We start from the raw sequence: 25909 nt of genomic DNA, 5'->3' as shown, positions 1-25909 counted from the left end.
AAACCGTTAATTCCCTCTCCTGGGGGAGAGGGTTAGGGTGAGGGCCTTTTAAGCGAAAAACTTAGTTATCAATACCTTTACTACGCAGGTAATCTTCATACCCACCGGTAAAGTCAATCACACGTTCTGGCGTAATCTCAATCACACGCGTTGCCAGCGAGCTAACAAATTCACGGTCGTGAGAAACGAAGATCAGCGTGCCTGGGTACATTTCCAGCGCCATGTTCAGCGATTCAATGGATTCCATATCCAGGTGGTTGGTCGGTTCATCCATGATCAGAACGTTCGGACGCTCCATCATCAACTTACCAAACAACATGCGGCCTTTCTCACCACCGGACAGCACCTTCGCAGGCTTTTTAATATCGTCCTGGCTGAACAGCAGACGGCCCAGGATGCTACGCACTGCTTGCTCGTCGTCGCCTTCTTGCATCCACTGGCTCATCCAGTCAAACACCGTCAGGTTGTTTTCAAACTCGTATTCGTGATCCTGTGCGTAATAACCGATTTGCACGTTTTCAGACCATTTCACCGTACCAGCGTCTGGAGCAAATTCGCCAACCAGAGTTTTCAGCAGGGTAGATTTACCCACGCCGTTGGTACCCAGAATCGCGAGCTTCTCACCCACTTCCAGCAGCATGTTAACGCCTTTGAACAGCGGGCCGTTATCAAAGCCTTTTGCCACGGACTCCACTTCCAGCGCGTTACGGAACAGTTTTTTGTCCTGCTCGAAGCGGATGAACGGATTCTGACGGCTTGAGGCTTTAACTTCGTCGAGTTTGATTTTATCAATCTGACGCGCACGAGAAGTCGCCTGGCGAGATTTCGAGGCGTTGGCACTAAAGCGGCTAACGAAGGATTGCAGGTCAGCGATTTGCGCTTTTTTCTTCGCGTTATCAGAAATCAAACGCTCACGCGCTTGTGTCGCCGCCGTCATGTATTCGTCGTAGTTGCCTGGATAAACACGCAGCTCGCCGTAGTCCAGATCCGCCATGTGGGTACAAACCATGTTCAGGAAGTGACGGTCGTGCGAGATGATGATCATGGTGCTGTTACGTTCGTTAAGCACGCTTTCCAGCCAACGAATGGTGTCGATGTCCAGGTTGTTCGTCGGTTCATCGAGCAGCAGAATTTCTGGATTTGAGAACAGCGCCTGTGCCAAAAGCACACGCAGTTTCCAGCCTGGAGCAACTTCGCTCATCGGGCCGTAATGCTGTTCTACTGGAATCCCAACGCCAAGCAGCAGTTCGCCGGCGCGCGCTTCGGCGGTGTAACCGTCCATTTCGCCATACAGAACTTCCAGATCGGCGACTTTATAGCCGTCTTCTTCGCTCATCTCAGGCAGTGCATAAATGCGGTCGCGCTCTTCTTTGACTTCCCAAAGTTCAGCGTGGCCCATGATCACCGTGTCGAGAACGGTGAACTTTTCAAAGGCGAACTGATCCTGGCGCAACTTACCGATACGCTCGTTAGGATCGAGTGATACGTTACCCAGCGTTGGCTCTAAATCGCCACCGAGGATCTTCATAAAGGTAGACTTGCCGCTACCGTTAGCGCCGATCAAGCCGTAACGGTTGCCGCCGCCAAATTTGACAGAAATATTTTCAAACAACGGCTTACTGCCGAACTGCATTGTGACGTTACTGGAAACTAGCACAGAGATGTCCTGGTAAAATAAGTTATTTAATATGTGAGATCGGGCACATTATGCCATAACTCAACGTGCAGATCGCTCTGCTTGTGCGCTGGTGATAAAATAATCAATGTGCAAAAAAGTGTGATTTAATCCACATCTGATTTCCCAGGTCGATGGAATGCACATATAATGCGCGCTTAAATCGCTCCGTTTCCTAACTCAATAGCCTGCATGGCCAGAAATACTTCACATAACATGAATATGAAACTACGCACAATTTTACTGGCATTTGTGGCTGTCGTGTCTTTCAGTAAGACAGCTTCTGCCGTGACCTATCCTCTGCCAACCGATGGTAGCCGTCTGATTGGTCAAAACCAGGTTGTTACTATTCCTGAAGGCAGCACTGCGCCGCTGGAAGAATATGCCGCACGTTACCAGATGGGTCTTTCCAACATGCTGGAAGCGAACCCAGGTGTTGACCCGTATCTGCCAAAGCCTGGCACCATCCTGAACATTCCTCAGCAGTTAATTCTGCCGGATACCGTTCATGAAGGTATCGTGATTAACAGTGCTGAAATGCGCCTTTATTATTACCCGGCTGGCACCAACACGGTTATCGTGCTGCCAATCGGTATCGGCCAGTTGGGCAAAGACACCCCGCTGAACTGGACGACTAAAGTTGAGCGTAAGAAAGCAGGCCCGACCTGGACTCCAACTGCGAAAATGCATGCGGAATACATCGCTGCCGGTACGCCACTGCCAGCCGTTGTTCCTGCTGGCCCGGACAACCCGATGGGTCTTTACGCACTGTATATCGGTCGCCTGTATGCGATTCACGGCACCAACGCCAACTTTGGTATCGGCCTGCGCGTGAGCCACGGTTGTGTGCGTCTTCGTAACGAAGACATCAAATTCCTGTTCGAGAAAGTGCCAGTCGGTACGCGCGTTCAGTTCATCAATGAAGCGGTGAAAGCCACCGTTGAGCCAGATGGCACGCGCTATGTGGAAGTGCATAACCCACTGTCCACCACTGAAGAGCAGTTCAACTCAACTGAGATCGTGCCAATCACGCTGAAAAGCAACGTGACGGCTATCACCGCTCAGCCTGACGTTGACAGCACTGTTCTGGACCAGGCAATTCAAAGCCGTTCCGGTATGCCGGTGCGTTTGAACTAATCGAAACTTTCGAGTTTTAAGAAGCGACCTTCGGGTCGCTTTTTTTATGTCTAAAACAATCTGGAACGTTCCAATTTGGAATCTTTGGTATGCTCATAATTCATGATGTGATCGGTAGCACATTTTAAGCTTTAATTGTATGATGAATGCGTTTCTTAAAGGGTCATCACCATGCGTAACTTGCTCACCGTTGTCTGGCAGTACCTGCGTTCATTTATCTTAATTTACATATGCTTATATGCAGGCATTGCCATTGCTGCCCTTCTGCCAATTACCATTCCCGGCAGTATTATTGGCATGCTGATTCTGTTTATTCTGCTGTCGCTGCAAATCCTGCCAGCCAAATGGGTTAAACCGAGTTGCCATTTGTTGATTCGCTATATGGCGCTGTTGTTTGTGCCGATTGGCGTAGGCGTCATGCAATATGTCGATGTGATAAAGCAGCAATTTGGCCCGGTCGTGGTTTCCTGTTTTATCAGTACCTTAGTGGTGTTAGTTGTCGTGAGCTGGAGTTCTCATTTAGTACACGGTGAGCGCAAAGTAGTCGGTGAAAACGAGGGCGAAACAAAATGATGCATCATATCTGGTGGTCTTTACCTTTAACGCTGGTGACTTTCTTTCTCGCCCGCCAAATCGGTATGCGTTTTAAATCGCCACTGCTGAACCCGTTATTAGTTTCAATGATTGTGATCATCCCGATTCTGGTGTTTACCGGCACGCCGTACGATCACTATTTTGCGGGCAGTAAAGTGTTGAACGATTTACTGCAACCCGCAGTAGTTGCCCTCGCGTTCCCGCTGTACGAACAGCTTCACCAGATTCGCGCACGCTGGAAATCCATTATTACCATCTGTTTTATTGGCAGCATGGTGGCGATGGTTTCCGGGACATCCGTTGCATTATTAATGGGTGCGACACCGCAAATCGCCGCGTCAATTATGCCTAAGTCTGTCACCACACCGATTGCGATGGCGGTGGGCGGCAGCATCGGCGGCATACCGGCAATCAGCGCCGTGTGCGTAATTTTCGTCGGTATTCTTGGCGCGGTATTTGGCCACACTCTTTTGAACCTGATGCGTATTTCAACCAAAGCCTCTCGTGGCCTGTCGATGGGCGCAGCATCCCACGCACTGGGGACTGCACGCTGTGCGGAACTGGATTTCCAGGAAGGCGCGTTCAGCTCACTGGCGCTGGTGATTTGCGGCATCATGACTTCGCTGATTGCCCCGTTCTTATTCCCGGTGCTTTTAGCCATGTTTGGTTAAAACTTGCGAGAGATCGCGCAATTTCATTCTTTATTTCATATGTTGCATTTGTAATTAGAGAAAGATCACATATAAAGCCCATACAGAACCGTAAACTACGATTCATTCACTTGTTATGAGGCTACTATTTATGCGCTCACGTTTTCAGGCTGCTCTCGCACAACTCCCGGCTTCACTGCAAGCCGCTTTGCAACCCTTGCTTACGGGTGATCATTTTCCAGCGATGTTTAGCGCAACGGAAGTGGCATCACTGAAAACCCAGACCGGGCTTGATGATGATGCGCTGGCATTTGCGCTGCTGCCTCTGGCAGCCGCCTGTGCGCGTGCGGATTTATCACAGTTCTATGTCGGTGCGGTAGCTCGTGGCGTCAGTGGTAATCTCTATTTCGGCGGCAATATGGAGTTTCTTGGCTCCACCATGCAGCAAACCGTTCACGCCGAACAAAGTGCGATTACTCACGCATGGATGCGCGGTGAAAAAGCGCTGGTCGCAATTACCGTTAACTACACACCGTGCGGTCACTGCCGCCAGTTTATGAACGAACTTAACAGCGGCGTGGCGCTGCGTATTAATCTGCCAGGCCGTAAGCCTGCAACGCTCGGCGATTATCTGCCGGATGCATTTGGCCCACGCGATTTAGACATCAAAACGCTGTTGCTTGATGAACAGGATCATGGCTTTGCGCTGCAAGGTGACGAACTCAGCCATGCTGCCATCTCAGCTGCTAACCGTAGCCATGCGCCTTACAGTAACGCTCCTGCGGGTGTGGCACTGGAAATGCGCGACGGGACGATTTTCACAGGCAGCTATGCGGAAAACGCCGCCTTCAACCCTTCCCTGCCGCCGTTGCAAGCTGCATTGAATTTGCTCAGTCTTTCAGGCTATGACTACAACGAAATTCAGCGCGCCATTCTGGCGGAAAAAGCCGAAGCGCCATTGACGCAGTGGGATGCTACCGCTGCGACGTTGAAAGCATTGGGCTGCATGAATATCGACCGCACACTTCTGAATTAATGCGCACTTTGCGGGCGTGATTACGCCCGCATTGGTGATTTTTAATTCAACCAATTCCCGGAATCTTGCTCTTCCCCCCCAGGTAAAGTAGCCTTGGATAAAATTTCATCCCTTTATTGAGCCGCAAGTCCATGTTGAAGCGCTTGTTTTATAGCCTGTTGGTTATCATCGGCTTGGCTGTGGTGGCTGCGCTGTGTCTTGACCGCTGGATAAGCTGGAAAACGGCGCCTTACGTCTACGACGAACTGCAAGACTTGCCCTACCGCCAGGTTGGCGTGGTGCTGGGCACCGCCAAGTATTACCGCACCGGCGTGATTAATCAGTATTACCAATTCCGTATTCAGGGCGCGTTGAATGCCTATAACAGCGGCAAAGTGAATTACCTGCTGCTGAGCGGAGATAATGCGCTGCAAAGCTACAACGAACCGATGACCATGCGTAAAGATTTGATTGCTGGCGGTGTTGATCCCGCCGATATCGTGCTCGATTACGCTGGTTTCCGAACGCTGGATTCCATCGTTCGTACCCGTAAAGTCTTTGATACCAACGATTTTATTATTATTACTCAGCGTTTCCATTGTGAACGCGCGCTGTTTATCGCCCTGCATATGGGGATTCAAGCGCAGTGTTATGCCGTGCCTTCGCCGAAGAATATGATGACGGTGCGTATCCGGGAGTTTGGCGCGCGTTTGGGTGCGCTGGCAGATTTGTATCTTTTCAAGCGCGAGCCGCGTTTCCTTGGGCCGCTAGTGCCGATTCCTGCTATGCATGAAGTGCCAGAAGATGCGCAAGCTTATCCGGCGGTAACGCCTGAGCAGTTATTGGAATTGCAGAAGAAAGAGAAGAAATAAACGGGGATTTTACCCTCACCCTAGCCCTCTCCCTGAGGGAGAGGGAACTTTCTTTTCCCCTCGCCCATTTGAGAAGAGGGAACTTGCTTTTCCCCCTCGCCCATTTGAGGAGAGCGAACTTGCTTTTCCCCCTCGCCCCTTTGGGGAGAGGGCCGGGGTGAGGGGTATAACTTACTTCTTACGAGCGTATTTTAGGGAATCCAACGCAACCGCGAAGATAATAATCGCGCCCTTAATAATGTACTGCCAGTAAGGGTTCACGCCGATATACGTCAGGCCGTAGTTGATAACGGTGAAGATGATCACACCAGTCACCACGCCGACAACCGTCCCCACGCCGCCGCTGAATGACACGCCGCCTACCACGCACGCCGCAATCGCATCGAGTTCGTACATAAAGCCGAGGTTGTTAGTCGCAGAGCCGATACGGCCCGCTTCCAGCATCCCGCCGAACGCGTAGAACACACCAGACAGCGCATAAATCATGATCAGGTTGAGAGCGACGTTTACACCAGAAACTTTAGCCGCTTCCGGGTTACCTCCGATGGCGAAGATGTTCTTACCAAAGCGCGTTTTGTTCCACAGAATCCAGACAAAGCCAATCGCAATCAACGCATAGAACGTGATGTACGAGAGCTTAAAGTTACCCATCTTGATAAAGCCCTGGGTAAAGGTCGAGAACCCGCTATCGAACCCGGCAATTGGCGATGCACCAACAAAATCGTAATACAGGGAGTTGATACCATAAACGATGATCATCGTACCCAGGGTGGTGATAAACGGCGTCACATTCAGGTAAGCAATGATAATCCCGTTCACCAGGCCGATGATTGCGCCGATGGCACAAACAATCAGGATAACAACCGGAATCGGCATGGTGCTCATCTCAGGGAAAACTTTGTTCACGTTTTCCATGGATTGCAGCAGCGTTGCCGCCACCACCGCCGCCAGACCCACCTGGCGACCTGCTGACAGGTCAGTACCTTGTGTCACAATCAGCCCCGCTACACCCAGCGCGATAATAATACGCACCGAAGATTGGGTCAGAATGTTACTTAAGTTCATTAAGCTTAAAAACGTAGGATCCTGGAAAATAATAATCGCCAGCAGAACCAGCAATACGACATAAATGCCGCCTTCTTTCAGATAAGTTAGAAAACTTTTCTTATTTAACGCACTCATTTTAATAGCCCCTAAATTATCAAAGGTGCACAGACGCAAGACGTAATATTTCGTTCTGCGTGGTTGTTTTAGTGTCTACAATTCCTGCAACAAGACCATTGCTCATTACCAGGATACGATCTGTAATCCCTAACAACTCCGGCATTTCGGACGAAATAATAATGATTCCTTTCCCTTTTTTGGCAAGCTCAGCAATAAGCTGATAAATTTCAAATTTAGCGCCGACATCAATCCCGCGAGTTGGCTCATCTAACATTAAAATTTCTGGCTGTGTTAATAACCAACGGCCAATAATAACTTTTTGTTGGTTACCACCGGACAACGAACCAATAGAGGTACGGTGACCTGGCGTTTTTACACGCATAGAGTCAATAACCCATTGGGTATCGCTTTTCATACGCGAGTTATCCAACAAGCCGACTTTATTTTTATAATTGCGAATATTAGAAATCAGCGAGTTAAAACCGATATCCAGATAAGCATAAATACCTGTTGAGCGACGCTCTTCAGTCACTAATGCAAAACCATGGTTAATCGCTTCATTCGCGGAATGGTTATTGATCTTTTTGCCGTGCAACATAATGGTTCCGTCTGATTTCTCACGGATACCAAATAATGTTTCAACAATGTCAGTACGTTTTGCACCGACCAGACCGGCAATCCCAAGAATTTCCCCTTTGTGTAAATCGAAGGAGACATCACGAATGGAAGGCTGGCGCAAAGAAGTGAGGTTACGCACTTCCATAATCACTTCGCCCGGCACGTTTTCTTTCGTCGGGAAGCGTTGGTTCAGGGAGCGACCTACCATCATGGAAATAATTTTATCCATGTCCAGCCCTTCTAATGGCTGAGTGGCAATCCACTGTCCGTCACGCAAAATGGTGATTTCATCGCAAAGTTGGAAGATCTCTTCCATTTTGTGAGAGATATAAACGATACCGCAGCCACGCTCTTTTAACTTACGAATGATTTTGAAAAGGTGATTAACTTCCTTTTCGGTCAATGAGGATGTTGGCTCATCCATAATGACGATTTTGGCATTGTAAGAAAACGCTTTGGCAATTTCGATCATCTGCATTTGCGATACTGATAAAGTGCCCACTCGTGCTTTAGGGTCAATATCAATATCCAGCTCGTCGAAAATATGCTTGGTATCACGGTACATTTTGTCCTGATCGACAAACACACCTTTGGTTGGATAGCGTCCCAACCACATGTTATCCATGACGGTACGTTGTAAAACCAGGTTTAATTCCTGGTGCACCATTGAGATACCATTTTCCAGCGCTTCTTTAGTGCTGGAAAAGTTAATTTCTTGCCCCTGGAAAAGGATGCTGCCGGAATCTTTGCTGTAGATCCCAAAAAGACATTTTAATAATGTTGACTTACCTGCACCGTTCTCTCCCATTAATGCGTGAATGGAATGAGGACGGACTTTTAAATTAACATTATCCAGTGCCTTAACGCCGGGGAATGATTTATTAATGTTGGTCATTTCCAACAAAAATTCCGACGATTGATTTGTATTATTGTCGACCATAATTATACCTGGTTCCAATAGTGTCACTGAGTATCAGGTTTGATACCGGGCGCGAATCTGCGCCCGGTAATCACTGTCTAACTTATTTACCCGTAAATTCAGCCAGGTTGCTTTGGTCAACGCCGACGTAAGGGATACGAACGATTTTATTCTCGATCTTCCACTTAGTACCGTCAGCAGCAGGCTTACCATCGGCCAGGTTTTTCGCCAGATCGAAGGTGGCTTTAGCCTGGTTGTTCGCATCGTTCAGAACAGTACCGGCCATTGCGCCAGATTTAACCATTGCCAGCGCTTCTGGCAGGGCATCCACACCGAATACTGGAATAGAAGATTTGTTGTGTGCTTTCAGCGCTTCTACAGCACCCATTGCCATCGCATCGTTGTTGGCGATAACCACTTCGATTTTGTTAGCGTTCGGGCCAGACAGCCATGCGTCCATCTTATCTTTAGCCTGAGCGGTATCCCACATTGCGGTATCTAACTGCAGCTGTTGGGTTTTCAGGCCCTTGGTGTTCAGCTCTTTGATAACGTAAGTGGTACGCGCTTCAGCATCCGGGTGGCCTGGCTCGCCTTTCAGCAGTACGAACTGTACCTGGCCGTCTTTGTTCAGATCCCACGCTGGGTTTGCTGCCCAGTGTTTAGCAATCAGGTCGCCCTGAATGATGCCTGATTCTTTAGAGTCAGTACCTACGTAGTAAGCCTTGTCGTAGCTGTCCAGCGCTTTACGTGAAGGTTCTTTGTTATAGAAAACGATTGGAATGTTCTGACCACGGGCTTTTTCAATAACCGTGCCAGCCGCTGCCGGGTCAACCAGGTTGATTGCCAGAGCTTTCACGCCTTTAGCCAACAGCACGTCAATCTGATCGTTCTGCTTGGATTGGTCATTCTGGGAGTCGTTCATCAGCAGTTCAACGTCTGGTGAAGCTTTTGCGTCTTTTTCGATTGCCTTGCGCACGACCGACATAAAGTTATCGTCGTATTTATAAATGGTCACACCGATACGAGTATCAGCTGCATGAGCGGCTGCGCCAAACAACATGCAAGACATAACGGCGGACAGGGTCAAAACCTTCTTATTCATGGTATCTCCGGTTTTTTTGCAGGGTAGTTCAGTGGTATTCAGGCAGGCAGCATTGTTATGAAAACGTTACTGAATGCCGAAAATTTTTCTCTGTTAAAAAACTCTTCCGTGTTCTGTAACGATCCATAACTGCTTTTATTGATAGTTTTGGCCTAATACATATACGTAAACTGATTAATCACCGTTACATATAGTTTCAGCTGATAAAACGCTGACATCATAGTCATGGCAATGTTAATTAACTGTGAATTTACTCACAAATTGAAACCGGTTACATCAAAGACTTTATTCAGAGAGTGATCGGTGCCGCAATTTGCCGAGGAGCCACAGAATGGCGACGGACTAAAGTCGGCATAAAACAGTGTGTTGCACCATTATCGAGCGTGCCTGCTGCTCCCTGTAACGCCAGTTCAGTCGCCAGACGCGCCATTGAAACAATGGGGTATCGCACCGTTGTGAGTTGCGGATCGGTGTAACGCGCGATAGGAATGTCATCAAAGCCAATCACCGAAACATGGTGCGGCACGACAATACCGTTATCTTTCAAAGCCGTTAACGCGCCCGCAGCCATGCTGTCGTTGTAGGCAAACACCGCACTGAGTTGCAGATTGCGTCCAAGCAGTTCCACCATCGCCGCTTCGCCACCCTGCATATCCGGTGAACCCACGCCCACCCAGCTTTCTGGCGGTGTAATTCCCTGCTCCGTCATGCCACGCATCCACCCTTCCCGGCGCTGCGCGTTATCTTCAATCGCATGGCTGGAGGCCAGATAACCAATGCGTTGATGGCCCTGATTAAACAGCATTCGCGTTGCCATCAAGGCACCGCTGACGTTATCCAGCCCAACGCAACGATGCTCGAAACCTGGCACAATGCGGTTAACCAGCACCATGCCTGGAATGTGTTCGAGGAATTCGCTTAACTCTTGATCGCTTAAGGCTTTAGCATGAACAATCAATGCATTACAGCGTTGACGAATCAGCACTTCGATGGCATGACGTTCTTTTTCTTCCTGGTGATAGCTGTTACCGATGAGCACATATTTGTTGTGTTCCTGGGCTACCACATCCACTGCTTTGACTAGTGCGCCAAAAAACGGATCGGACACATCCATGACCACCACGCCGATGGTGTCGCTGACCTGCGTCGCCAGTGCCTGGGCGTTGGCATTCGGGCGATAGCCCAGTTGCGCCACCGCCTGCATAACACTTTCACGAGTGTCGGCGCTGACTAATGCGCTGTTATTGAGTACGCGGGATACTGTCGCCACGGAGACGCCGGCGATTCGGGCAACGTCACGAATGGTGATCATAGGTATCGACCTGACGCTGGAGGAATAAGTCTCATGAATGCACCCTGTATTTGGCAAGGTGGCTATTTTGGCAGTGAGTTGTAAATGACTACGTGAGGATGATCACATCAATGAAAACGGTTACATACATATCGTTAACGTTTGTGATGTATATCATTATCTTGCTGGATGTTTCAGTGATACCCCTGCGGCGCGTGCGGTTAGTTGCCGCCACAGCCATTCTACAGGCCCCTGGCGGAAGAAACGCAGCCAGAGCATGGAGAAAATAATGTTAATAACCCAGACGGCAGGCACCACGGCCAGCAGGGTTAACCGGTCAAACTTCATGAACCAGCCCATACGGAAGAAGAGCGTGGTGCAAATCACCGTTTGCAGTAAATAGTTTGAAAGCGCCATGCGCCCGACGTGCGCCACCGCGTTAACCAGCCACAAACGTGAAAGCTGCGGCCAGTAGCCAAATGCCAGCGCCGCATAACCGATCGTTTGAAACGGCGCGCCCAGTTCACGCGGGGCTTGCAGCAAGAAAGCACACCAGCGATATGACCAGCCGACATGCCATTGCGCGTAAATCGCCGGGATGTTGATCAGCATACCCACCACAATCAGGAACAAACCGGTGCGGCGATAATGATGCAGACTAAATTCGCCACGCAACCAACCGCTGCGCATTAATGCCGCGCCCATTAGCATCATGCCCGCCAGTTGCCAGCCATACTGCGCGCCAAGCGCCACTAAGTTCGACGACAGAAGATCAATGCGATTGCTGATGGCTTCGGTGCCGCCGCCCAGCTTCCACCACTTTTCATACTGCAAATTGGCCGCATCCGGTATCCACGAGCGGTTTGGCGCGTCACCTGAAATAAAGCCCAGTAACAGCAGCACGCCCACGCCTGTGAGATAAAGCATCGCACCGGTATTAAACAGTGAGCGAATCCCCGGTGCATCACGAATCAGACGCCAACACACCAGGCCGACTAAACCATAGGCCAGCAAAATATCACCATCCCACAGCAAAATGCCGTGCATGAAACCGAGCAGAACTAATAACGTCAGGCGTGACTGAATCCAGCGCTTGCCGCGATGTAACAACATCTGCAAACCCGCACCGAACAAGAGAGCGAAAAGCGTGAGGAATTTGACCTGAGCGAAAACGTCGAGAATTGCCCATGTCCAGGCGTCGCGGTCGGTAACAGTACCGGCCCAGGCAGGATTGAGATACGCCGCCTTCGGTAAACCGAAGGCCACGATATTAAGCAGCAGGATGCCGAGAATAGCGACGCCACGGACAAAATCCAGCGTTACATTCCGCTCCATACACCCTGCCTGATTAATGGTTAGCTATGACGCACAGCGCGCAGGAATTCCTGGCGAGTATTTTGGCTGGATTTGAACAATCCGCCCAACGACGTGGTGGTCGTCGCGCTGGTCGCATCCTGCACACCACGCGCTTTCACACAATAATGGACCGCATCAATAGATACCGCCACATTGTTGGTGCCGAGCAGAGTTTGCAGAGCAATCAGGATTTGCTGAGTTAAACGTTCCTGAACCTGCGGGCGCTGGGCAAAGAATTGCACAATGCGGTTAATTTTCGACAGGCCAATCACGGTGTCTTTCGGCAGATAAGAAACCGTCGCTTTCCCGTCGATAGTGACGAAATGGTGTTCGCAAGTGCTGGTCAACGTAATGTTGCGCACCGTAACCATTTCATCGACCTTCATCTTATTTTCGATGACGGTGATTTTCGGGAAATTGGCGTAATCGAGGCCGGAGAAAATCTCATCGACATACATTTTTGCGATGCGATGCGGGGTTTCCATCAAGCTATCGTCGCTCAAATCGAGATTGAGCAACTGCATGATTTCCGTCATATGTTCGGCAATCTGACGCTTGCGGGTTTCGTTATCCAGCTCACGCACAGGTGGGCGCAACGGGGTTTCTAAACCGCGAGCAACCAGTGCTTCGTGAACCAATGTGGCTTCTGGACTGAGTGATGTCATGTTGTTTTCTCCTGCAGGTGTGGCTGACCTCTGCTCTCATAGGGGCAAAGTGTGCGCTCATTGTGCGTGAGCGCGGTCGCATAATCCAGTAGTGCGAACGATAATTATTGAAATCGTCAATACCTTCTCCACACCAGACCGCCGCCGATTAATAAAGCAAATCCGGCGAAATAAAGTGCGGGTTCAAGCTGCCCGGTCAGTGAAGTCGATAATGCCGAGAGCATCGGGCCGACTAACTGCCCCGTCGCGTAGCCGGTGGTCAGCAATCCAGCCATATAACGGGTATGTTTCGGTGCCAGTTCGCGCCCATAAAGTAGCGACAATTGCACCGCACATAAGAAGCCTCCGCCCACCAGCAGCGATCCTAAAACCAGGCCAAACATGCCGGGAATCATATCTGAGGCGAATACCCCAAGCGCTTGTAACCAGAGAACCAGCGCCAGGCGTTGATGGCTTTGCAACCAATGCCGCGCAGCAATTCCGAGCAAAATCCCACACACCGCCGCCCCACCGAAAATCGGCCAGACGAACTGCGCGAATGCGCTGCCGGGGAAACGCGCGCTGGCCATTTGCGATAAAAACGTCGCGGGCAGAATGTAGCCAAATCCCGCCAGACTGTAGCTCCAGACCAGGCGTTTCAGTTGCGGCGTTAAAACCAGCGGTTCTGGTGCCGTTTCCGGGCGATGCAATTCGCCTTTGCGCGGTAAGTTGCGGGCGATTAAGGCAATAAATAGCAGTGCTAAAACGCCGTAAATTAGCCAGGCGTGGCTGGCCGATATTCCATAACTGTGAATCGCAACCGCCAGCAAACCGCTGATAAATATCCCCGCTCCCGGCCCTGCAAACACGGCGGCGCTTAACCCCGGCTTGCCTAAATGCGCCAGTTGTTCGTTGCTCCAGGCGGCGATTAACACCATCGCCCAACCGCTGGCACAACCAATCAGAAAACGAATCAGTGCGTGCCACAATGCGGAATCTACGGTTGCTGAAAGCAGCGTTAAAATCACCGCCCCCCAGACGCCAGCCATTAATCGCAGCTCGACACGCCGATGCGCGCGCATGGCATCCCACGCGCCAACCAGATAACCGAGATAGTTAATCGCGGCTACCAAACCCGCGCTGGTTAAGGTAAGTTGCCCTTCCGCTATCATCAACGGGACTTGCGGCGTGAACGCGAAACGGCCAATGCCCATTGCGACCACCAGCACCAAAAATCCCGTCAATGCGATACGTGCCGCCACACAGCCCCCAATTGTTACGATTTCGTTGCCAGCATGATGCCGCATGGCTAGACTGGGGAGAAGTGAAAGTTATTCATTGATATTGAATATATTTGAGGAACCTCTGGATGGAACTACTAGAAGAACACCGATGTTTTGAAGGCTGGCAGCAGCGCTGGCGCCATGATTCCGCAGTATTGAAATGTCCGATGACGTTCAGTATTTTTCTTCCAACGCCGCGCACCACTCCTCCACCGGTTCTTTATTGGCTGTCTGGTTTAACCTGTAACGACGAAAACTTCACCACTAAAGCCGGCGCACAACGTGTCGCGTCTGAATTGGGGATTGTACTGGTGATGCCAGATACCAGCCCGCGTGGTGAAAACGTACCTAATAATGAAAGCTACGATCTCGGCCAGGGCGCAGGTTTTTACCTCAACGCCACAGAAGAACCGTGGGCCGACAATTTCCGGATGTATGACTACATTAATGATGAGCTGCCTGCATTAATCGCTGACAACTTCAGCATCAGCGAGAAAGCCTCTATTTTCGGGCATTCCATGGGCGGCCACGGTGCGCTTAGCATCGCGTTGAAAAACCCAGGTCGCTACTGTTCTGTTTCTGCCTTCGCGCCGATTGTGAACCCAACGCGTGTGCCGTGGGGGCAAAAAGCCTTTGCTGCCTATTTAGGTGCAGACCAGCAGAAATGGCACGAATGGGATAGTTGCTGGTTGTTGATGCAGGCCGATACCACGCAGGCGATTCCGGTGCTGATCGATCAAGGCGATGCCGATCAGTTCCTGGCCGATCAACTGCAACCGGCGCAGTTTGCAGAAGTCGCAAGACAGAAGAACTGGCCGTTAACGCTGCGTGTTCAGCCTGGATACGATCACAGCTATTACTTTATTGAGTCATTTATTGAAGACCATCTGCGTTTTCATGCGGAGCATTTGGCGTAATTCATTCCCCTCACCCCGGCCCTCTCCCAAAGGAGAGGGAGAAAACCATATCATCCCCTCTCCTGGGGGACAGGGAGAAAACCGGACTATCCCCTCTCCCTGGGGGAGAGGGTTAGGGTGAGGGCGAAAACTTAGAACGTGTAATCCACCGCCATAAAGTAACGACGACCATCTTCGTTGTAACTGTAATCGTCACGACTCAGGTCTTTGTCACCCAGGTTCAGCACGCCCGCACGTAATTTGACGTTTTTCGTCGCCTTCCATGCCGCACCGGTATTCCACACCACGTAACCGCCAGGCGTTGGTTCGCCGTTGGTTGTTACACGCTGCTCGCCGGTATAGTTGGCAGAAACATAGAATGACCAGTCATCGAGCGGCGCCCAGTCCACAGTACCGTTGGCGGTATGGAATGGCAGAGATGACAGCGGTTTATTCCCACCGGTACTCAAATCACGCCCATCGTTATAGGTGTAGTTCAGCGTCAATTTCCATTGATCGTTAAACGGCACTTTCACTTCAGTTTCCACACCGCGAATACGCGCTTTGTTGACGTTGTAGTATTTGAAGATCGGGTTCCCGGCGCTGTCAAAACCAACAAAGTTGGAATACGACGGTGCCTGTGCGCGATTTGCTGTACGGTTAATATCAATCATGTCTTCCAGGTTGTTCTGGAAGGTCGTGATACTCCCGGTCACGCCGTCCAACAACCCTTCGTCGCCAGCGTAATACAGGCCAAGTTCGAAGCTTTCGCTGGTTTCTGGTTTCAGATCCGGGCTGCCGACAATTTTACAAGAGCCACGGCACGAGTTGCTGGTCCAGTCCGGGCTAAGCTGTAATAAAGAAGGAGCTTTAAACGCCGTTGCCCAGCCGCCTTTTACCGTCACGGTATCAGTCGCGCTATACACCAGATAAGCACGCGGGCTCCAGTGATCGCCGTAGGTTTCGTGGTCGTCCATACGGATGCCGGTGGTCAATGCCAGCGGTTCAAAGATCCGCCATTCATCTTCCAGGAACAACGCATACTGGCTGGCGGACGTTTCGGAACTGTTGCCGCCCGTCAGGTTAACCGGGTCGGTTAGTTTATCGTGACGCCATTCACCGCCGAAAGTCAGCAACTGGTTGATTTCGCCTAATGGCAGCACCAGTTTGCCGTCGAGGCTGTTATTGCGTGAAGTGATAGGTGAGCTATTGCCCGGATTGAGGTTATCAATCTTATCGCCATAAAAACGCAGCTCGGTATTGCCGTAATCCCAACGACCATTGTGGGCGATTGAGTAATCCTGGCGCTCCATGCGGTTTTTATTCAGCGAGTCAGAATCACGGTCCTGGCGGTCAAAGCCGTAACCAAAAGTCATATCCTGATTTTCAGTTGGCGTGAGCGCAAATTCAGCGCTGCCGCTGCGCGTGGTGAAGCCTTCGATACGTGGCGTTTCACCCGTTGCGCTGGTGCTGGATTCTTCTTGTTTGTCTTTCTCGCGTTTGCCGAGGTTGCCGTAAACCTTCACCCCCAGCAGGTCGTCAACGATAGGGCCGCTGACGAAGAAATTGCTGTTATAGGAATCACCGCGATCGCGTTTTTCCTGAATCGTGGTATCCGCTGTCACCGTACCATGCCAGGCTTTGCCGACTTTACGCGTGATAATGTTGACCACGCCGCCCAACGCATCGGAACCGTAGAGCGAGGACATCGGCCCGCGCACCACTTCGATACGTTCAATGGCATCGACCGGGATCCAGTTAAGATCGAAATCGTTATGGCGGAACACCGCATTACGCGAGTTCACTCGTTTGCCATCCACCAGAATCAGCGTGTAGCTGCTGCTCAGGCCACGAATACTCACGCCCTGGCGGTTATCCCCTTCGTTGGTGAGCTGCACACCTGGGACTTCCTGCAAGACATCTTTCAGGTTCTGGATCGGTTTCTTTTTCAGGTCTTCTTTCGTGATAACGCTAATACTGGCAGGGGCATCTTTGAGATTTTGCTCGCTAGCAGACGCGGTAACCACCACGGTGTCTTCGTATTCAGAGGCGATGACGGGAAACGCAGCACTGATTATTGACGCGCAAAGTCCTCCCCGGACGATGGGATTCAACCTTAACATTCCTTTCTCCATGAGGTGAATGGCAAACAATACTTAACAAATAGATTGCGCTCACATTCCTGATGCGACGCTTGCTACATTGGCAAACGTCTGCAAACTTTACTCACCAACATCCAGCCGGGGTAAAGTGTGGCGACACCATAAGATAAACGAGAATAGTTATCAATCAAATTGTTAAAATTTGTAATGTTTAGGAAGGAAGTTTGCGGGGGTCAGCATAAGAAAGGGCGCGATTATCGCGCCCTTTTCGTTTTATTTTTTAAACGTTTTTGGGAAGGTCATTTCGCTGTATTTCACGAAACGCGTCCCTTTGGTAATTTTGTAGCCCAACCAAATAGCCAGGAACAGCGGGATACCGATGTACGTTGCAGTCACGCCAGCCCAGTCAATTTTATCAGCCAGGAATGCTTCGTAGTTCTGACCCAACGTGATGATAAGGCACAGGACGAAGGCAAAGATTGGCCCCAGCGGGAAGAAACCAGAAACATACGGCAGGTCATTAAGATCAAGCCCTTGCTTCACATAACCACGGCGGAAACGATAGTGGCTGATAGCAATCCCCAACCAGGCAATAAAGCCGGTCATACCGGAAGTATTCAGCAACCACAGGTAAACGGTCTGGTTACCAAACATAGAAGTCAGGAAGCACAGGCCAGCGACCACGGTCGTTGCGTACAGCGCGTTACGCGGCACACCACCACGGGAAAGCTTAGAGAAAATGCGTGGCGCTTTGCCGTCACAAGCCAGGGTGTAAAGCATACGGGTTGAGGCGTACATGCCGGAGTTACCCGCAGACAGTACCGCTGTCAGAATAACTGCGTTCATGACCGCTGCCGCAGACAACAGGCCAGCGTGCTCGAACACCAGAGTGAACGGGCTGACGCCGATATCTTTCACGTCGTTACGCAGCAGGCTTGGATCGGTGTAAGGAATGATCAGGCTGATAATCAGAATCGCGAACACATAGAACAGCAGGATACGCCAGAACACCTGACGCACCGCGCGTGGAATGTTTTTGCCTGGATCTTCAGATTCACCCGCAGCCACGCCGATAAGCTCCGTCCCCTGGAAGGAAAAGCCGACGATCATCGCCACGCCTATCATCGCCGAGAAACCACCGGCAAACGGCGCATCGCCAATCGCCCAGTTGCTCCAGCCCGCAGGTTGTGCGCCTTTGAAGATGCCGAGAATCATCATCACGCCGACGGCGATAAACACCACCACGGTGACCACTTTGATCAGGGAGAACCAGTATTCTGCTTCGCCAAAACCTTTAACGGAGATGTAGTTGAGCAGGAACATGATGCCGAGGAACAGCGCGCTCCAGATCCAGCCTGGGGTGTCCGGGAACCAGTAGTTCATCACCAGTTGTGATGCCACGAGGTCAACGGCGATAGTCACCGCCCAGTTGTACCAGTAGTTCCAGCCCAGTGCGAAGCCGAAACCTTCTTCAACGTATTGCTGACCGTAGGTGGCGAAAGAGCCAGAAACCGGCATGTAAGCCGCAAGCTCGCCCAGGCTTGTCATCAGGAAATACACCATCAGGCCAATCAGCATATAGGAGAGCAGCGCGCCGCCTGGGCCCGCTTGAGAAATGGTTGCACCAGAGGCAACAAATAGCCCGGTACCGATGGAACCGCCGATGGCGATCATCGTTAAGTGGCGCGCTTTTAGCTCACGACGTAAGCCAGGCGCTTGTGTTGTTTTATCTTGAGAAACCATAGAAAATTGCGGTCCTTCCAAAAAATGAGGCGCGATTGTAGCAAACCAGTCTTATACATATAGTAGAAATACGCTGTTATAAGAGAGCTTCATGATCGGGGACGAATTATAAGTAACGCACTTATGATAGAGGGAATTTACGAGGGATTGTGGGAGTCCATTCCCCACTGAATTGCCATTGTAATGCTACTTAAAATCGACCTTCATTAATTCTGGAATACTAAAGCCACGGGTGGTTTCGACGCAGCGGTTGATGTAGTCAACAAAACGCGGTGGTGGCGACATGCCTAAATCCAACAGCTTTTTATTCGAAAAGCGCACGTTCAGCATCGAAAACTCACCGTACAGGCGCATCGCGCGCAGCATCATCCGTTCATTACATGGCCCATAAATGGTTTTGAAATCCCGACGGTTTTTGACCAGTTCGCTGTAATCCACTTGCTGATAGCGCGAATAAATAGGCTGTTGATTCAGTGCGGCAGCCATCGCCCGGTCTATTTCGACAAACTGCGTGCTCCCGTTATCGCCCGCTGAAATGTGGTAAACCTTTTCGCTCAGTGACGAACTTTTGGATAATAGCAGCAAGGCTTCGGCGCAATAATCGACAGGAATAACATCTATTTTATCTTCCATTGAGCACATGAATTTCCCGAGCATCAGCGCCATGCGGAATACCCAGAAAATACTGCTCGACGGGCGGCACCCTTCTTCGCTGTGACCGACAACGATAGACGGACGGGCAATCACCAACGGCAGTTGCGGGCATTGTTCAATCATCAATTGTTCAATGGTGGATTTAGACCAGGTGTACTGCACCAGGTGCTCTTCTTCTGGCTTGCGCGTCAGGCTTTCCGTGACCAGCGTTCCGGCTTCGGGAACACAGGACATCGCGGTGCCAACATGCACAAAATGCACTAATCCGGCAACATCCGCCATGCGTTTGACGAATTTTAGCGTTCCTTCGACGTTCACTTTCCAAATCAAGGCATTATCACCAAAAGAGGCAACCGCCGCCGAGTTGATAACGTGCGTGACGCTGGAAAGACGCTCATCATCCAGGAAATCTTCTGAATACGCTAAATCACCCAGTAATATATTTTCTTCGGTTATTTTTTCGCGTAAGCGTTCACTACAACCAAATTTAGATAAATTATCTCTGATTCTTTCGACACCCTCTTTTGCAGAGTTTGCCCGCACCAATAAAAGAATAGATTCAATTGAGGAATCGGAAAGCGCGCGCGCTAATACAGCCCCGCCCAGGAAACCTGTAGCGCCGGTAATAAACAGATTGTTCATTATAAAAACCTTTGGGGTTAAAAACGCCATGCTAAATGGGAATATATAAACGGCGCATCAATCAATTTAACAAGAAAGCATTCAATAAAAAGCCAGCGTTAACCACTGGCTGTTTATTTTATTTAGAGCAATAAACTCGTGCTTCACGCGGGGTATAAATCCCGAGAGTGACTACGCGCAGCAACACATCCATGCCGGACTCCTGCACTTCGGTGCGAACCACTTTATCGGAGCCACCGCACACCTGAGCAGCGTCAATGGTCTGCGTCTGACCAATGCCCTGAACAAAGAAAGCTTGTTTAACTTCCTGCGTCGGCTTTTCAGCAACATCATGTTTCATGGTGAAAGTTTGCTGTGCACAACCTGCCAGCGCCATAGAAGCAATAACAGCTATCAGTAACTTTTTCATAACAACCCTATATTTATAATTAAATTCCAGTACAGCTTCGCATTGCACATTTATCTATGCAATATGAATAACCACGTCTCCCCGGTTATTTAAACGCCGTTTGAAATTCGTTTATATATAAGATTAAGTTAACAATGGCGCCGTTATCTGGCCGTAGCAACATTGATGCTAATAAGTTAAATGCCGAGAGTTCAATAATAATATTAAACGAATAATAAACCTGGCGTTCAACCAGGCTTATTCCTAACATTCAAGAGATTAAGCTGCTAAAAATAATTACTCATCGCAATACTTCAAAAAACGCAGCAAAGCATTGGAAATATGCTTCTGGCGATGATGGATTCGGTAAAGTGTGCGGACAAGGCGCGGCAGCGGCACCGGCACTTCCACCAGCGAGCCGGTTTCCAGTTGTTCGGCAATCACCCGGCGCGACAAGCAACTAATGCCTAACCCATGACGCACGGCGTGTTTAATCGCTTCGGAGTTACCCAGTTCCATGCCGAGATGGAACTGCGGCAAATGGGAAAGCAGCAAATAATCGACGATTTCACGGGTGCCGGAACCTTTTTCACGCAGGATCCACGACTGTTCTGCCAGCGTTTCCAGCGTCACAGGCTGTTGTAATAACGGCGCATCTGGCGGTGCAAACACCACTAACTCATCTTCCAGCCACGGCTCTGTGACCAGTTCGGTCATGTGGCTTGGGCCTTCAATCAGGCCGATATCAACCCGGAAATCTGCCACCGCGTTAATCACATCCTGGCTATTGCCGACGCTCATCTCCAGCGGGAGCGTTGGGAAATCACGGCGATAATGGGCAATCATTTCCGGAAGAATATAGTTGCCGATGGTGCTACTGGCGAAAACGCGGATCGCGCCGTTGTCTTCTTTAAACAGTTGCTCGACTTCGACCGCCTGTTCCAGCAACCCCACCACTCGCGGATATAACAAGCGACCATGCTCGTTGACCACCAGACGTTTGCCGACGCGGTCAAACAACTGCACGCCCAGTTGCCCTTCAAGATCGGACAACGCCGCACTCACCGCCGACTGCGACAGTGCCAGCATTTGCGAAGCCTGGGTCGTTGAACCGCTTTTTAGAACTTCGGCAAACACTTCTAATTGCCGCAGCGTGATATGCATATTAAGTACGCCTTAACACTTATTCAGATTGATTATAAATATATAATCAATTTTATTTTTAAGCTAGCAGACCTTATTCTTTTGCCAATAAAGCCTAAATAATTCGAGTTGCAGGCAGGCGGCAAGCGCGAGAAACCCGATGAGCTTACGCCGGTAAGTGATTCGGGTAAGCGCGAGCAGCCAACGCACCTGCGGCTTGAAGTATGACGGCGACACAAAGGAGAAGGCTATGGCTACGTTATCAATTCCCACTCATCGACATACATTGTGGCACTTTCTGCCAGGGCTTGCGCTGGCAGGAGCCATTACCGCGTTGGCACTTTGGTTGGGAAATATTCCCTCCGTTGCAGGTCTGGGTCTGGGCGCATTAACGCTCGCAATTCTGTGCGGGATGGTGATTGGCAACACGCTCTACCCAAAAATCTGGCAGCACTGCGACGGCGGGGTGCTGTTTGCCAAGCAACATTTGTTGCGTCTGGGCATTATTCTTTATGGCTTCCGACTGACGTTTTCTCAAATTGCGGATGTCGGTGCCAGCGGCGTCATTATTGACGTTCTGACATTAACCAGCACTTTTGCCCTCGCCTGCTGGCTGGGCCAGAAAGTGTTTGGCCTGGACAAACAAACCAGTTGGTTGATTGGCGCGGGGAGCAGCATTTGCGGTGCCGCAGCGATTCTGGCAACTGAACCGGTAGTGAAAGCCGAAGCCAGTAAAGTCACCGTTGCGGTGGCCACCGTCGTTATCTTCGGTACGCTGGCAATCTTCATTTACCCAATGATTTATCCGTACGTAACACAGTGGTTCACACCGGAGACTTTTGGGATCTATACCGGTTCAACCATGCATGAAGTGGCGCAAGTGGTGGCGGCGGGTCATGCCATCAGCCCGGAAACGGAAAATGCGGCGGTGATCGCGAAAATGCTGCGCGTGATGATGTTGGCTCCGTTCCTGATTTTCCTGGCAGCCCGCGTTAAACAACTGGCTCCAGCAGGCCAGGCACAGAAAAGTAAAATCACTATTCCCTGGTTTGCGGTGCTGTTTATTGTGGTAGCGATGTTTAACTCGCTGCACTTGCTGCCAGAATGGGCTGTCAATGCCTTGATAACGCTGGACACTTTCTTGTTAGCCATGGCGATGGCGGCACTCGGTTTGACCACGCACTTTAGCGCGCTGAAAAAAGCCGGTGTGCGTCCACTGCTGATGGCACTGGTGCTTTTTATCTGGCTGATTGTCGGTGGCGGCGCGATTAACCTCGGCATCCATCACCTGATGGCATAATTTGGAACGGCAAATTCCTGTCTAACCCGCTATCATTGGCACTTTCCCGGTAGCGGGTTTTGACAGGAGACAGAATGATGAAGTTTATTGGCGCACATGTTAGTGCCTCGGGTGGCCTGGAAAATGCCGCAATTCGCGCACACGAACTGGAAGCCACCGCTTTTGCCCTGTTCACCAAAAACCAACGTCAGTGGCGCGCCGCTCCATTGACCGAAGAAGTTATCACTAATTTCAAACGCGCCTGCGAAAAGTACAACTACGGTCCAGGCCAAATCCTCCCCCACGACAGCTATCTGATTAACCTCGGCCATCCGGTTGAAGAAGCGCTGGAAAAATCTCGCGAAGCCTTTATTGATGAGATGGAACGCTGCATGCAGTTGGGTCTGACGCTGCTGAACTTCCACCCTGGCAGCCATTTGAAGCAAATCCCGGAAGAAGACTGCCTGGCGCGTATTGCGCAGTCGATCAACATCGCGCTGGATAAAACCGAAGGCGTGACGGCGGTAATCGAAAACACCGCAGGCCAGGGCAGCAATCTTGGTTTCCGCTTTGAACATCTGGCGGCAATTATTGATGGCGTTGAAGACAAATCCCGCGTCGGCGTTTGTATTGATACCTGCCACGCTTTTGCGGCGGGTTATGACTTGCGCACTGAAGAGGAATGCGAAAAGACGTTCGCGGAATTCGACAGAATTGTAGGCTTCCAGTATTTGCGCGGTATGCACCTGAACGACGCGAAAAGTGCCTTTGGCAGCCGCGTTGACCGCCATAATAGTCTGGGTGAAGGGAATATCGGCCACACGCCGTTTGCCTGGATTATGCGTGACAACCGTTTCGACGGTATTCCGTTGATTCTGGAAACCACAAACCCGGATATCTGGGCGGAAGAAATTGCCTGGCTGAAAGCTCAACAGCACGAAACTGCCGCCGCGTAGGCATAAAAAAAGCTCCCGGTGGATGCCGGGAGCTTACTATTTTTGTCGGATGACGCTGCGCTTATCCGACCTACGGAACTATGCCGCTTTAACTGCTAACTCTGTTTCTGAACGCTTGAGGAAGGCATAAGACAGACCCGCCAGCAATGTTCCTGCCACAATCGCAATCAGGTAACCCACGACCGGAGTGATTGCGCCTGGAATTAACAGTACGAACAACCCGCCGTGTGGTGCCATTAATTTCGCACCAACTGCCATAGAGATTGCGCCAGTTACCGCGCCGCCAATGATACAGCACGGCAGCACACGCATTGGGTCACGAGCAGCGAACGGGATTGCCCCTTCGGTGATAAAGCACAGGCCGAGAACCATCGCCGCTTTGCCGCCTTCTTGCTGCGCTTTGTCGAATTTACGACGCGCAACAAATGTTGCCAGACCCATCGCCAGCGGTGGAACCATACCTGCGGCCATGATTGCGGCCATTGGTGCGTAAGTTTGCGTACTCAGTAAACCGACACCAAACGCGTAAGCCGCTTTGTTCACCGGCCCGCCCATGTCAGTGCACATCATGCCGCCGAGGATTGCGCCCAGCAGAACCGCATTCGCCGTCCCCATGGTTTGCAGCCAGTGAGTCAGACCTTCGAGGATTTTCGCGACTGGCGTACCAATCAGGTAAATCATCGCAAGCCCAACAATCAGGCTGGAGAACAGCGGGATAATCAGGATTGGCTTCAACGCTTCCATACTGGATGGCAGTTTTAGCTTAGTGCTGATCAGCTTCGCGATATAACCTGCGAGGAAGCCCGCAATAATCCCGCCGATGAAACCAGATCCGGTGCTCACCGCCAACATACCGCCGATAAGACCCGGCGTCAGACCCGGACGGTCAGCAATCGAGAACGCGATGTAACCCGCCAGAACCGGAACCATTAATGCAAAGGCTGAACCGCCACCAATTTGCATCAGTGCCGCAGCCAGCGTACCCGGCTCTTTAAACGCTTCAATACCAAAAGCAAACGACAGCGCGATACACAGGCCGCCCGCAACAACCATTGGCAGCATGAATGAAACGCCGGTCAGCAAGTGGCGATAAGCGCCCGCCGACTCTTTTTTGCCTTCTTTTGCCTGAGTGGCAGTCGCTCCAGCGGCTTCAAAAGGCGTTGCTTCGACAACGGCTTTATCCAGTTCCTGCGCGGTTTTCTTCAGCGCTAAACCCGTTGAAGTGCGGTACATCGGTTTGCCAGCAAATTTCGCCAGGTCCACTTCGATATCAGCAGCAACAATCACCAGATCGGCGGCAGCCACTTCTTCTGGAGTAATCGCATTACCCGCGCCCACGGAGCCACGCGTTTCAACTTTGACCCACCAGCCACGTTTTTTCGCTTCAGTTTCAATGGCTTCTGCCGCCATAAAGGTGTGCGCAACGCCCGTTGGGCAAGCCGTTACCGCGACAATGCGCTTCGGCCCTTTAGCCAGTTCAACCGGAGCCACAGTGGCTGGAGCGGTATATGGCTTCGCTTTGTCTTTCGCTTCACCTAAAAACAGTTCAGGGTGCTGTACGGCACGGTCGATATCACCCAGAAACACTTTTTTGCCATTCAGCGCGTTATCGGCAGGAATGGCGGTTCCCACAACGATAGCCATTTCGGCATCGTTTGGATTGTCGATAATCTGCAAGCGTGCTTTAGCCGCAGCGCTCCCAAGCAGCGTTTTCGCGAGATAGGCGCGTGCTTGCCCAAGGCCTGGTTCGATAATCAGCAGCGTTTTCATTGTTCCTCTCCTGCTG

22 protein-coding genes are annotated in these 25909 nt (G+C 50.8%); 8 read left to right on the top strand and 14 right to left on the bottom strand.

Annotated features, from left to right (window positions below; genetic code table 11):
* Window positions 1-61: 61 nt before the first annotated feature.
* Entirely contained in the window at window positions 62-1657 is a 1596-nt protein-coding gene (locus tag D6029_RS16375) for an ABC-F family ATPase (RefSeq protein ID WP_120065787.1), read from the bottom strand.
* A 234-nt stretch (window positions 1658-1891) separates the two neighbouring features.
* Here D6029_RS16375 and ldtB point away from each other — a divergent pair, with 234 nt between their 5' ends.
* The 5 genes from ldtB to sanA all read left to right on the top strand — a co-directional run bounded on the left by ldtB (window position 1892) and on the right by sanA (window position 5943).
* The gene (gene ldtB / locus D6029_RS16370; RefSeq protein WP_120065785.1) at window positions 1892-2812 is read left to right on the top strand and encodes a L,D-transpeptidase; all 921 of its coding nucleotides are present in this window, start codon (window positions 1892-1894) and stop codon (window positions 2810-2812) included.
* Between the two features lie 171 nt (window positions 2813-2983).
* A complete protein-coding gene (locus tag D6029_RS16365) occupies window positions 2984-3385 on the top strand; it encodes a CidA/LrgA family protein (protein WP_120065784.1) in 402 nt (133 codons plus the stop codon).
* Window positions 3382-4077: a CidB/LrgB family autolysis modulator gene (locus D6029_RS16360; protein ID WP_120065782.1), complete on the top strand. Its 696-nt coding sequence runs from the start codon at window positions 3382-3384 to the stop codon at window positions 4075-4077. The genes D6029_RS16365 and D6029_RS16360 overlap by 4 nt, the downstream gene beginning before the upstream one ends.
* 130 nt (window positions 4078-4207) lie before the next feature.
* Window positions 4208-5092 (top strand): cytidine deaminase, encoded by an 885-nt coding sequence (cdd, locus tag D6029_RS16355; protein ID WP_120065780.1) that lies wholly within the window; start codon window positions 4208-4210, stop codon window positions 5090-5092.
* 131 nt (window positions 5093-5223) lie between these two features.
* On the top strand, window positions 5224-5943 hold the full coding sequence (sanA, locus tag D6029_RS16350) for an outer membrane permeability protein SanA (RefSeq protein WP_120065778.1): 720 nt from the start codon (window positions 5224-5226) through the stop codon (window positions 5941-5943).
* A 171-nt stretch (window positions 5944-6114) separates the two neighbouring features.
* Here sanA and mglC read toward each other — a convergent pair whose 3' ends face one another.
* The 7 genes from mglC to D6029_RS16315 form a co-directional block, all read right to left on the bottom strand.
* Window positions 6115-7125, bottom strand: a complete 1011-nt coding sequence (gene mglC / locus D6029_RS16345; protein ID WP_064559662.1) for a galactose/methyl galactoside ABC transporter permease MglC — start codon at window positions 7123-7125, stop codon at window positions 6115-6117.
* A gap of 19 nt (window positions 7126-7144) precedes the next feature.
* Window positions 7145-8665: a galactose/methyl galactoside ABC transporter ATP-binding protein MglA gene (mglA, locus tag D6029_RS16340; protein ID WP_120065776.1), complete on the bottom strand. Its 1521-nt coding sequence runs from the start codon at window positions 8663-8665 to the stop codon at window positions 7145-7147.
* Window positions 8666-8747: 82 nt separating this feature from the next.
* Window positions 8748-9746: a galactose/glucose ABC transporter substrate-binding protein MglB gene (gene mglB / locus D6029_RS16335; protein ID WP_120065774.1), complete on the bottom strand. Its 999-nt coding sequence runs from the start codon at window positions 9744-9746 to the stop codon at window positions 8748-8750.
* Window positions 9747-10035: 289 nt separating this feature from the next.
* Complete coding sequence (gene galS, locus D6029_RS16330; protein WP_120065772.1) at window positions 10036-11058, bottom strand: HTH-type transcriptional regulator GalS; 1023 nt, start codon at window positions 11056-11058, stop codon at window positions 10036-10038.
* A 156-nt stretch (window positions 11059-11214) separates the two neighbouring features.
* Window positions 11215-12372, bottom strand: a complete 1158-nt coding sequence (gene yeiB / locus D6029_RS16325) for a DUF418 domain-containing protein YeiB (RefSeq protein ID WP_120065771.1) — start codon at window positions 12370-12372, stop codon at window positions 11215-11217.
* Between the two features lie 20 nt (window positions 12373-12392).
* Window positions 12393-13058 (bottom strand): GTP cyclohydrolase I FolE, encoded by a 666-nt coding sequence (gene folE / locus D6029_RS16320; protein ID WP_120065769.1) that lies wholly within the window; start codon window positions 13056-13058, stop codon window positions 12393-12395.
* A 116-nt stretch (window positions 13059-13174) separates the two neighbouring features.
* A complete protein-coding gene (locus D6029_RS16315) occupies window positions 13175-14299 on the bottom strand; it encodes a YbfB/YjiJ family MFS transporter (RefSeq protein ID WP_120065797.1) in 1125 nt (374 codons plus the stop codon).
* 107 nt (window positions 14300-14406) lie between these two features.
* Here D6029_RS16315 and fghA point away from each other — a divergent pair, with 107 nt between their 5' ends.
* Entirely contained in the window at window positions 14407-15237 is an 831-nt protein-coding gene (fghA, locus tag D6029_RS16310; RefSeq protein WP_120065767.1) for an S-formylglutathione hydrolase, read from the top strand.
* Between the two features lie 131 nt (window positions 15238-15368).
* Here fghA and cirA read toward each other — a convergent pair whose 3' ends face one another.
* From cirA to yieE, 5 genes are all read right to left on the bottom strand, one after another.
* Entirely contained in the window at window positions 15369-17339 is a 1971-nt protein-coding gene (cirA, locus tag D6029_RS16305; protein WP_120065765.1) for a catecholate siderophore receptor CirA, read from the bottom strand.
* Between the two features lie 252 nt (window positions 17340-17591).
* A complete protein-coding gene (locus tag D6029_RS16300; protein WP_120065764.1) occupies window positions 17592-19061 on the bottom strand; it encodes an amino acid permease in 1470 nt (489 codons plus the stop codon).
* 186 nt (window positions 19062-19247) lie between these two features.
* Window positions 19248-20357 (bottom strand): SDR family oxidoreductase, encoded by a 1110-nt coding sequence (locus D6029_RS16295; protein ID WP_120065762.1) that lies wholly within the window; start codon window positions 20355-20357, stop codon window positions 19248-19250.
* Window positions 20358-20475: 118 nt separating this feature from the next.
* Window positions 20476-20766 carry a Bor family protein gene (locus D6029_RS16290; protein WP_120065760.1) on the bottom strand — a complete coding sequence of 97 codons (291 nt, stop codon included), beginning with the start codon at window positions 20764-20766 and terminating at the stop codon, window positions 20476-20478.
* A gap of 276 nt (window positions 20767-21042) precedes the next feature.
* Window positions 21043-21909, bottom strand: a complete 867-nt coding sequence (yieE, locus tag D6029_RS16285; RefSeq protein WP_120065758.1) for a DNA-binding transcriptional regulator YeiE — start codon at window positions 21907-21909, stop codon at window positions 21043-21045.
* 229 nt (window positions 21910-22138) lie between these two features.
* On the opposite strand from yieE, the gene D6029_RS16280 reads away from it, so the two are divergent.
* Both D6029_RS16280 and nfo read left to right on the top strand, forming a co-directional pair.
* Complete coding sequence (locus tag D6029_RS16280; RefSeq protein ID WP_120065756.1) at window positions 22139-23188, top strand: YeiH family protein; 1050 nt, start codon at window positions 22139-22141, stop codon at window positions 23186-23188.
* Between the two features lie 77 nt (window positions 23189-23265).
* Entirely contained in the window at window positions 23266-24123 is an 858-nt protein-coding gene (nfo, locus tag D6029_RS16275) for a deoxyribonuclease IV (protein ID WP_120065796.1), read from the top strand.
* A 78-nt stretch (window positions 24124-24201) separates the two neighbouring features.
* Here the strand turns inward: nfo and fruA are convergent, their stop codons facing one another.
* The gene (fruA, locus tag D6029_RS16270; RefSeq protein WP_120065754.1) at window positions 24202-25893 is read right to left on the bottom strand and encodes a PTS fructose transporter subunit IIBC; all 1692 of its coding nucleotides are present in this window, start codon (window positions 25891-25893) and stop codon (window positions 24202-24204) included.
* Between the last annotated feature and the right edge of the window lie 16 nt (window positions 25894-25909).

The sequence above is a fragment of the Buttiauxella izardii genome, assembly GCF_003601925.1.
Classification (GTDB): domain Bacteria; phylum Pseudomonadota; class Gammaproteobacteria; order Enterobacterales; family Enterobacteriaceae; genus Buttiauxella; species Buttiauxella izardii.
The sequence above is the reverse complement of the archived record's forward strand: the minus strand, read 5'-3'. Positions and strand labels throughout refer to the sequence as shown.

Excerpts from the sequence above, each read along its gene's own strand:
- D6029_RS16365 (WP_120065784.1), top strand. The coding sequence starts at position 2,984 with ATGCGTAACTTGCTCACCGTTGTCTGGCAGTACCTGCGTTCATTTATC.
- D6029_RS16360 (WP_120065782.1), top strand. The coding sequence starts at position 3,382 with ATGATGCATCATATCTGGTGGTCTTTACCTTTAACGCTGGTGACTTTC.
- sanA (WP_120065778.1), top strand. The coding sequence starts at position 5,224 with ATGTTGAAGCGCTTGTTTTATAGCCTGTTGGTTATCATCGGCTTGGCT.
- ldtB (WP_120065785.1), top strand. The coding sequence starts at position 1,892 with ATGAATATGAAACTACGCACAATTTTACTGGCATTTGTGGCTGTCGTG.
- D6029_RS16280 (WP_120065756.1), top strand. The coding sequence starts at position 22,139 with ATGGCTACGTTATCAATTCCCACTCATCGACATACATTGTGGCACTTT.
- mglB (WP_120065774.1), bottom strand. The coding sequence starts at position 9,746 with ATGAATAAGAAGGTTTTGACCCTGTCCGCCGTTATGTCTTGCATGTTG.
- galS (WP_120065772.1), bottom strand. The coding sequence starts at position 11,058 with ATGATCACCATTCGTGACGTTGCCCGAATCGCCGGCGTCTCCGTGGCG.
- D6029_RS16290 (WP_120065760.1), bottom strand. The coding sequence starts at position 20,766 with ATGAAAAAGTTACTGATAGCTGTTATTGCTTCTATGGCGCTGGCAGGT.
- mglC (WP_064559662.1), bottom strand. The coding sequence starts at position 7,125 with ATGAGTGCGTTAAATAAGAAAAGTTTTCTAACTTATCTGAAAGAAGGC.
- D6029_RS16295 (WP_120065762.1), bottom strand. The coding sequence starts at position 20,357 with ATGAACAATCTGTTTATTACCGGCGCTACAGGTTTCCTGGGCGGGGCT.
- cirA (WP_120065765.1), bottom strand. The coding sequence starts at position 17,339 with ATGTTAAGGTTGAATCCCATCGTCCGGGGAGGACTTTGCGCGTCAATA.
- mglA (WP_120065776.1), bottom strand. The coding sequence starts at position 8,665 with ATGGTCGACAATAATACAAATCAATCGTCGGAATTTTTGTTGGAAATG.
- fghA (WP_120065767.1), top strand. The coding sequence starts at position 14,407 with ATGGAACTACTAGAAGAACACCGATGTTTTGAAGGCTGGCAGCAGCGC.
- fruA (WP_120065754.1), bottom strand. The coding sequence starts at position 25,893 with ATGAAAACGCTGCTGATTATCGAACCAGGCCTTGGGCAAGCACGCGCC.
- nfo (WP_120065796.1), top strand. The coding sequence starts at position 23,266 with ATGAAGTTTATTGGCGCACATGTTAGTGCCTCGGGTGGCCTGGAAAAT.
- yieE (WP_120065758.1), bottom strand. The coding sequence starts at position 21,909 with ATGCATATCACGCTGCGGCAATTAGAAGTGTTTGCCGAAGTTCTAAAA.
- folE (WP_120065769.1), bottom strand. The coding sequence starts at position 13,058 with ATGACATCACTCAGTCCAGAAGCCACATTGGTTCACGAAGCACTGGTT.
- cdd (WP_120065780.1), top strand. The coding sequence starts at position 4,208 with ATGCGCTCACGTTTTCAGGCTGCTCTCGCACAACTCCCGGCTTCACTG.
- yeiB (WP_120065771.1), bottom strand. The coding sequence starts at position 12,372 with ATGGAGCGGAATGTAACGCTGGATTTTGTCCGTGGCGTCGCTATTCTC.
- D6029_RS16300 (WP_120065764.1), bottom strand. The coding sequence starts at position 19,061 with ATGGTTTCTCAAGATAAAACAACACAAGCGCCTGGCTTACGTCGTGAG.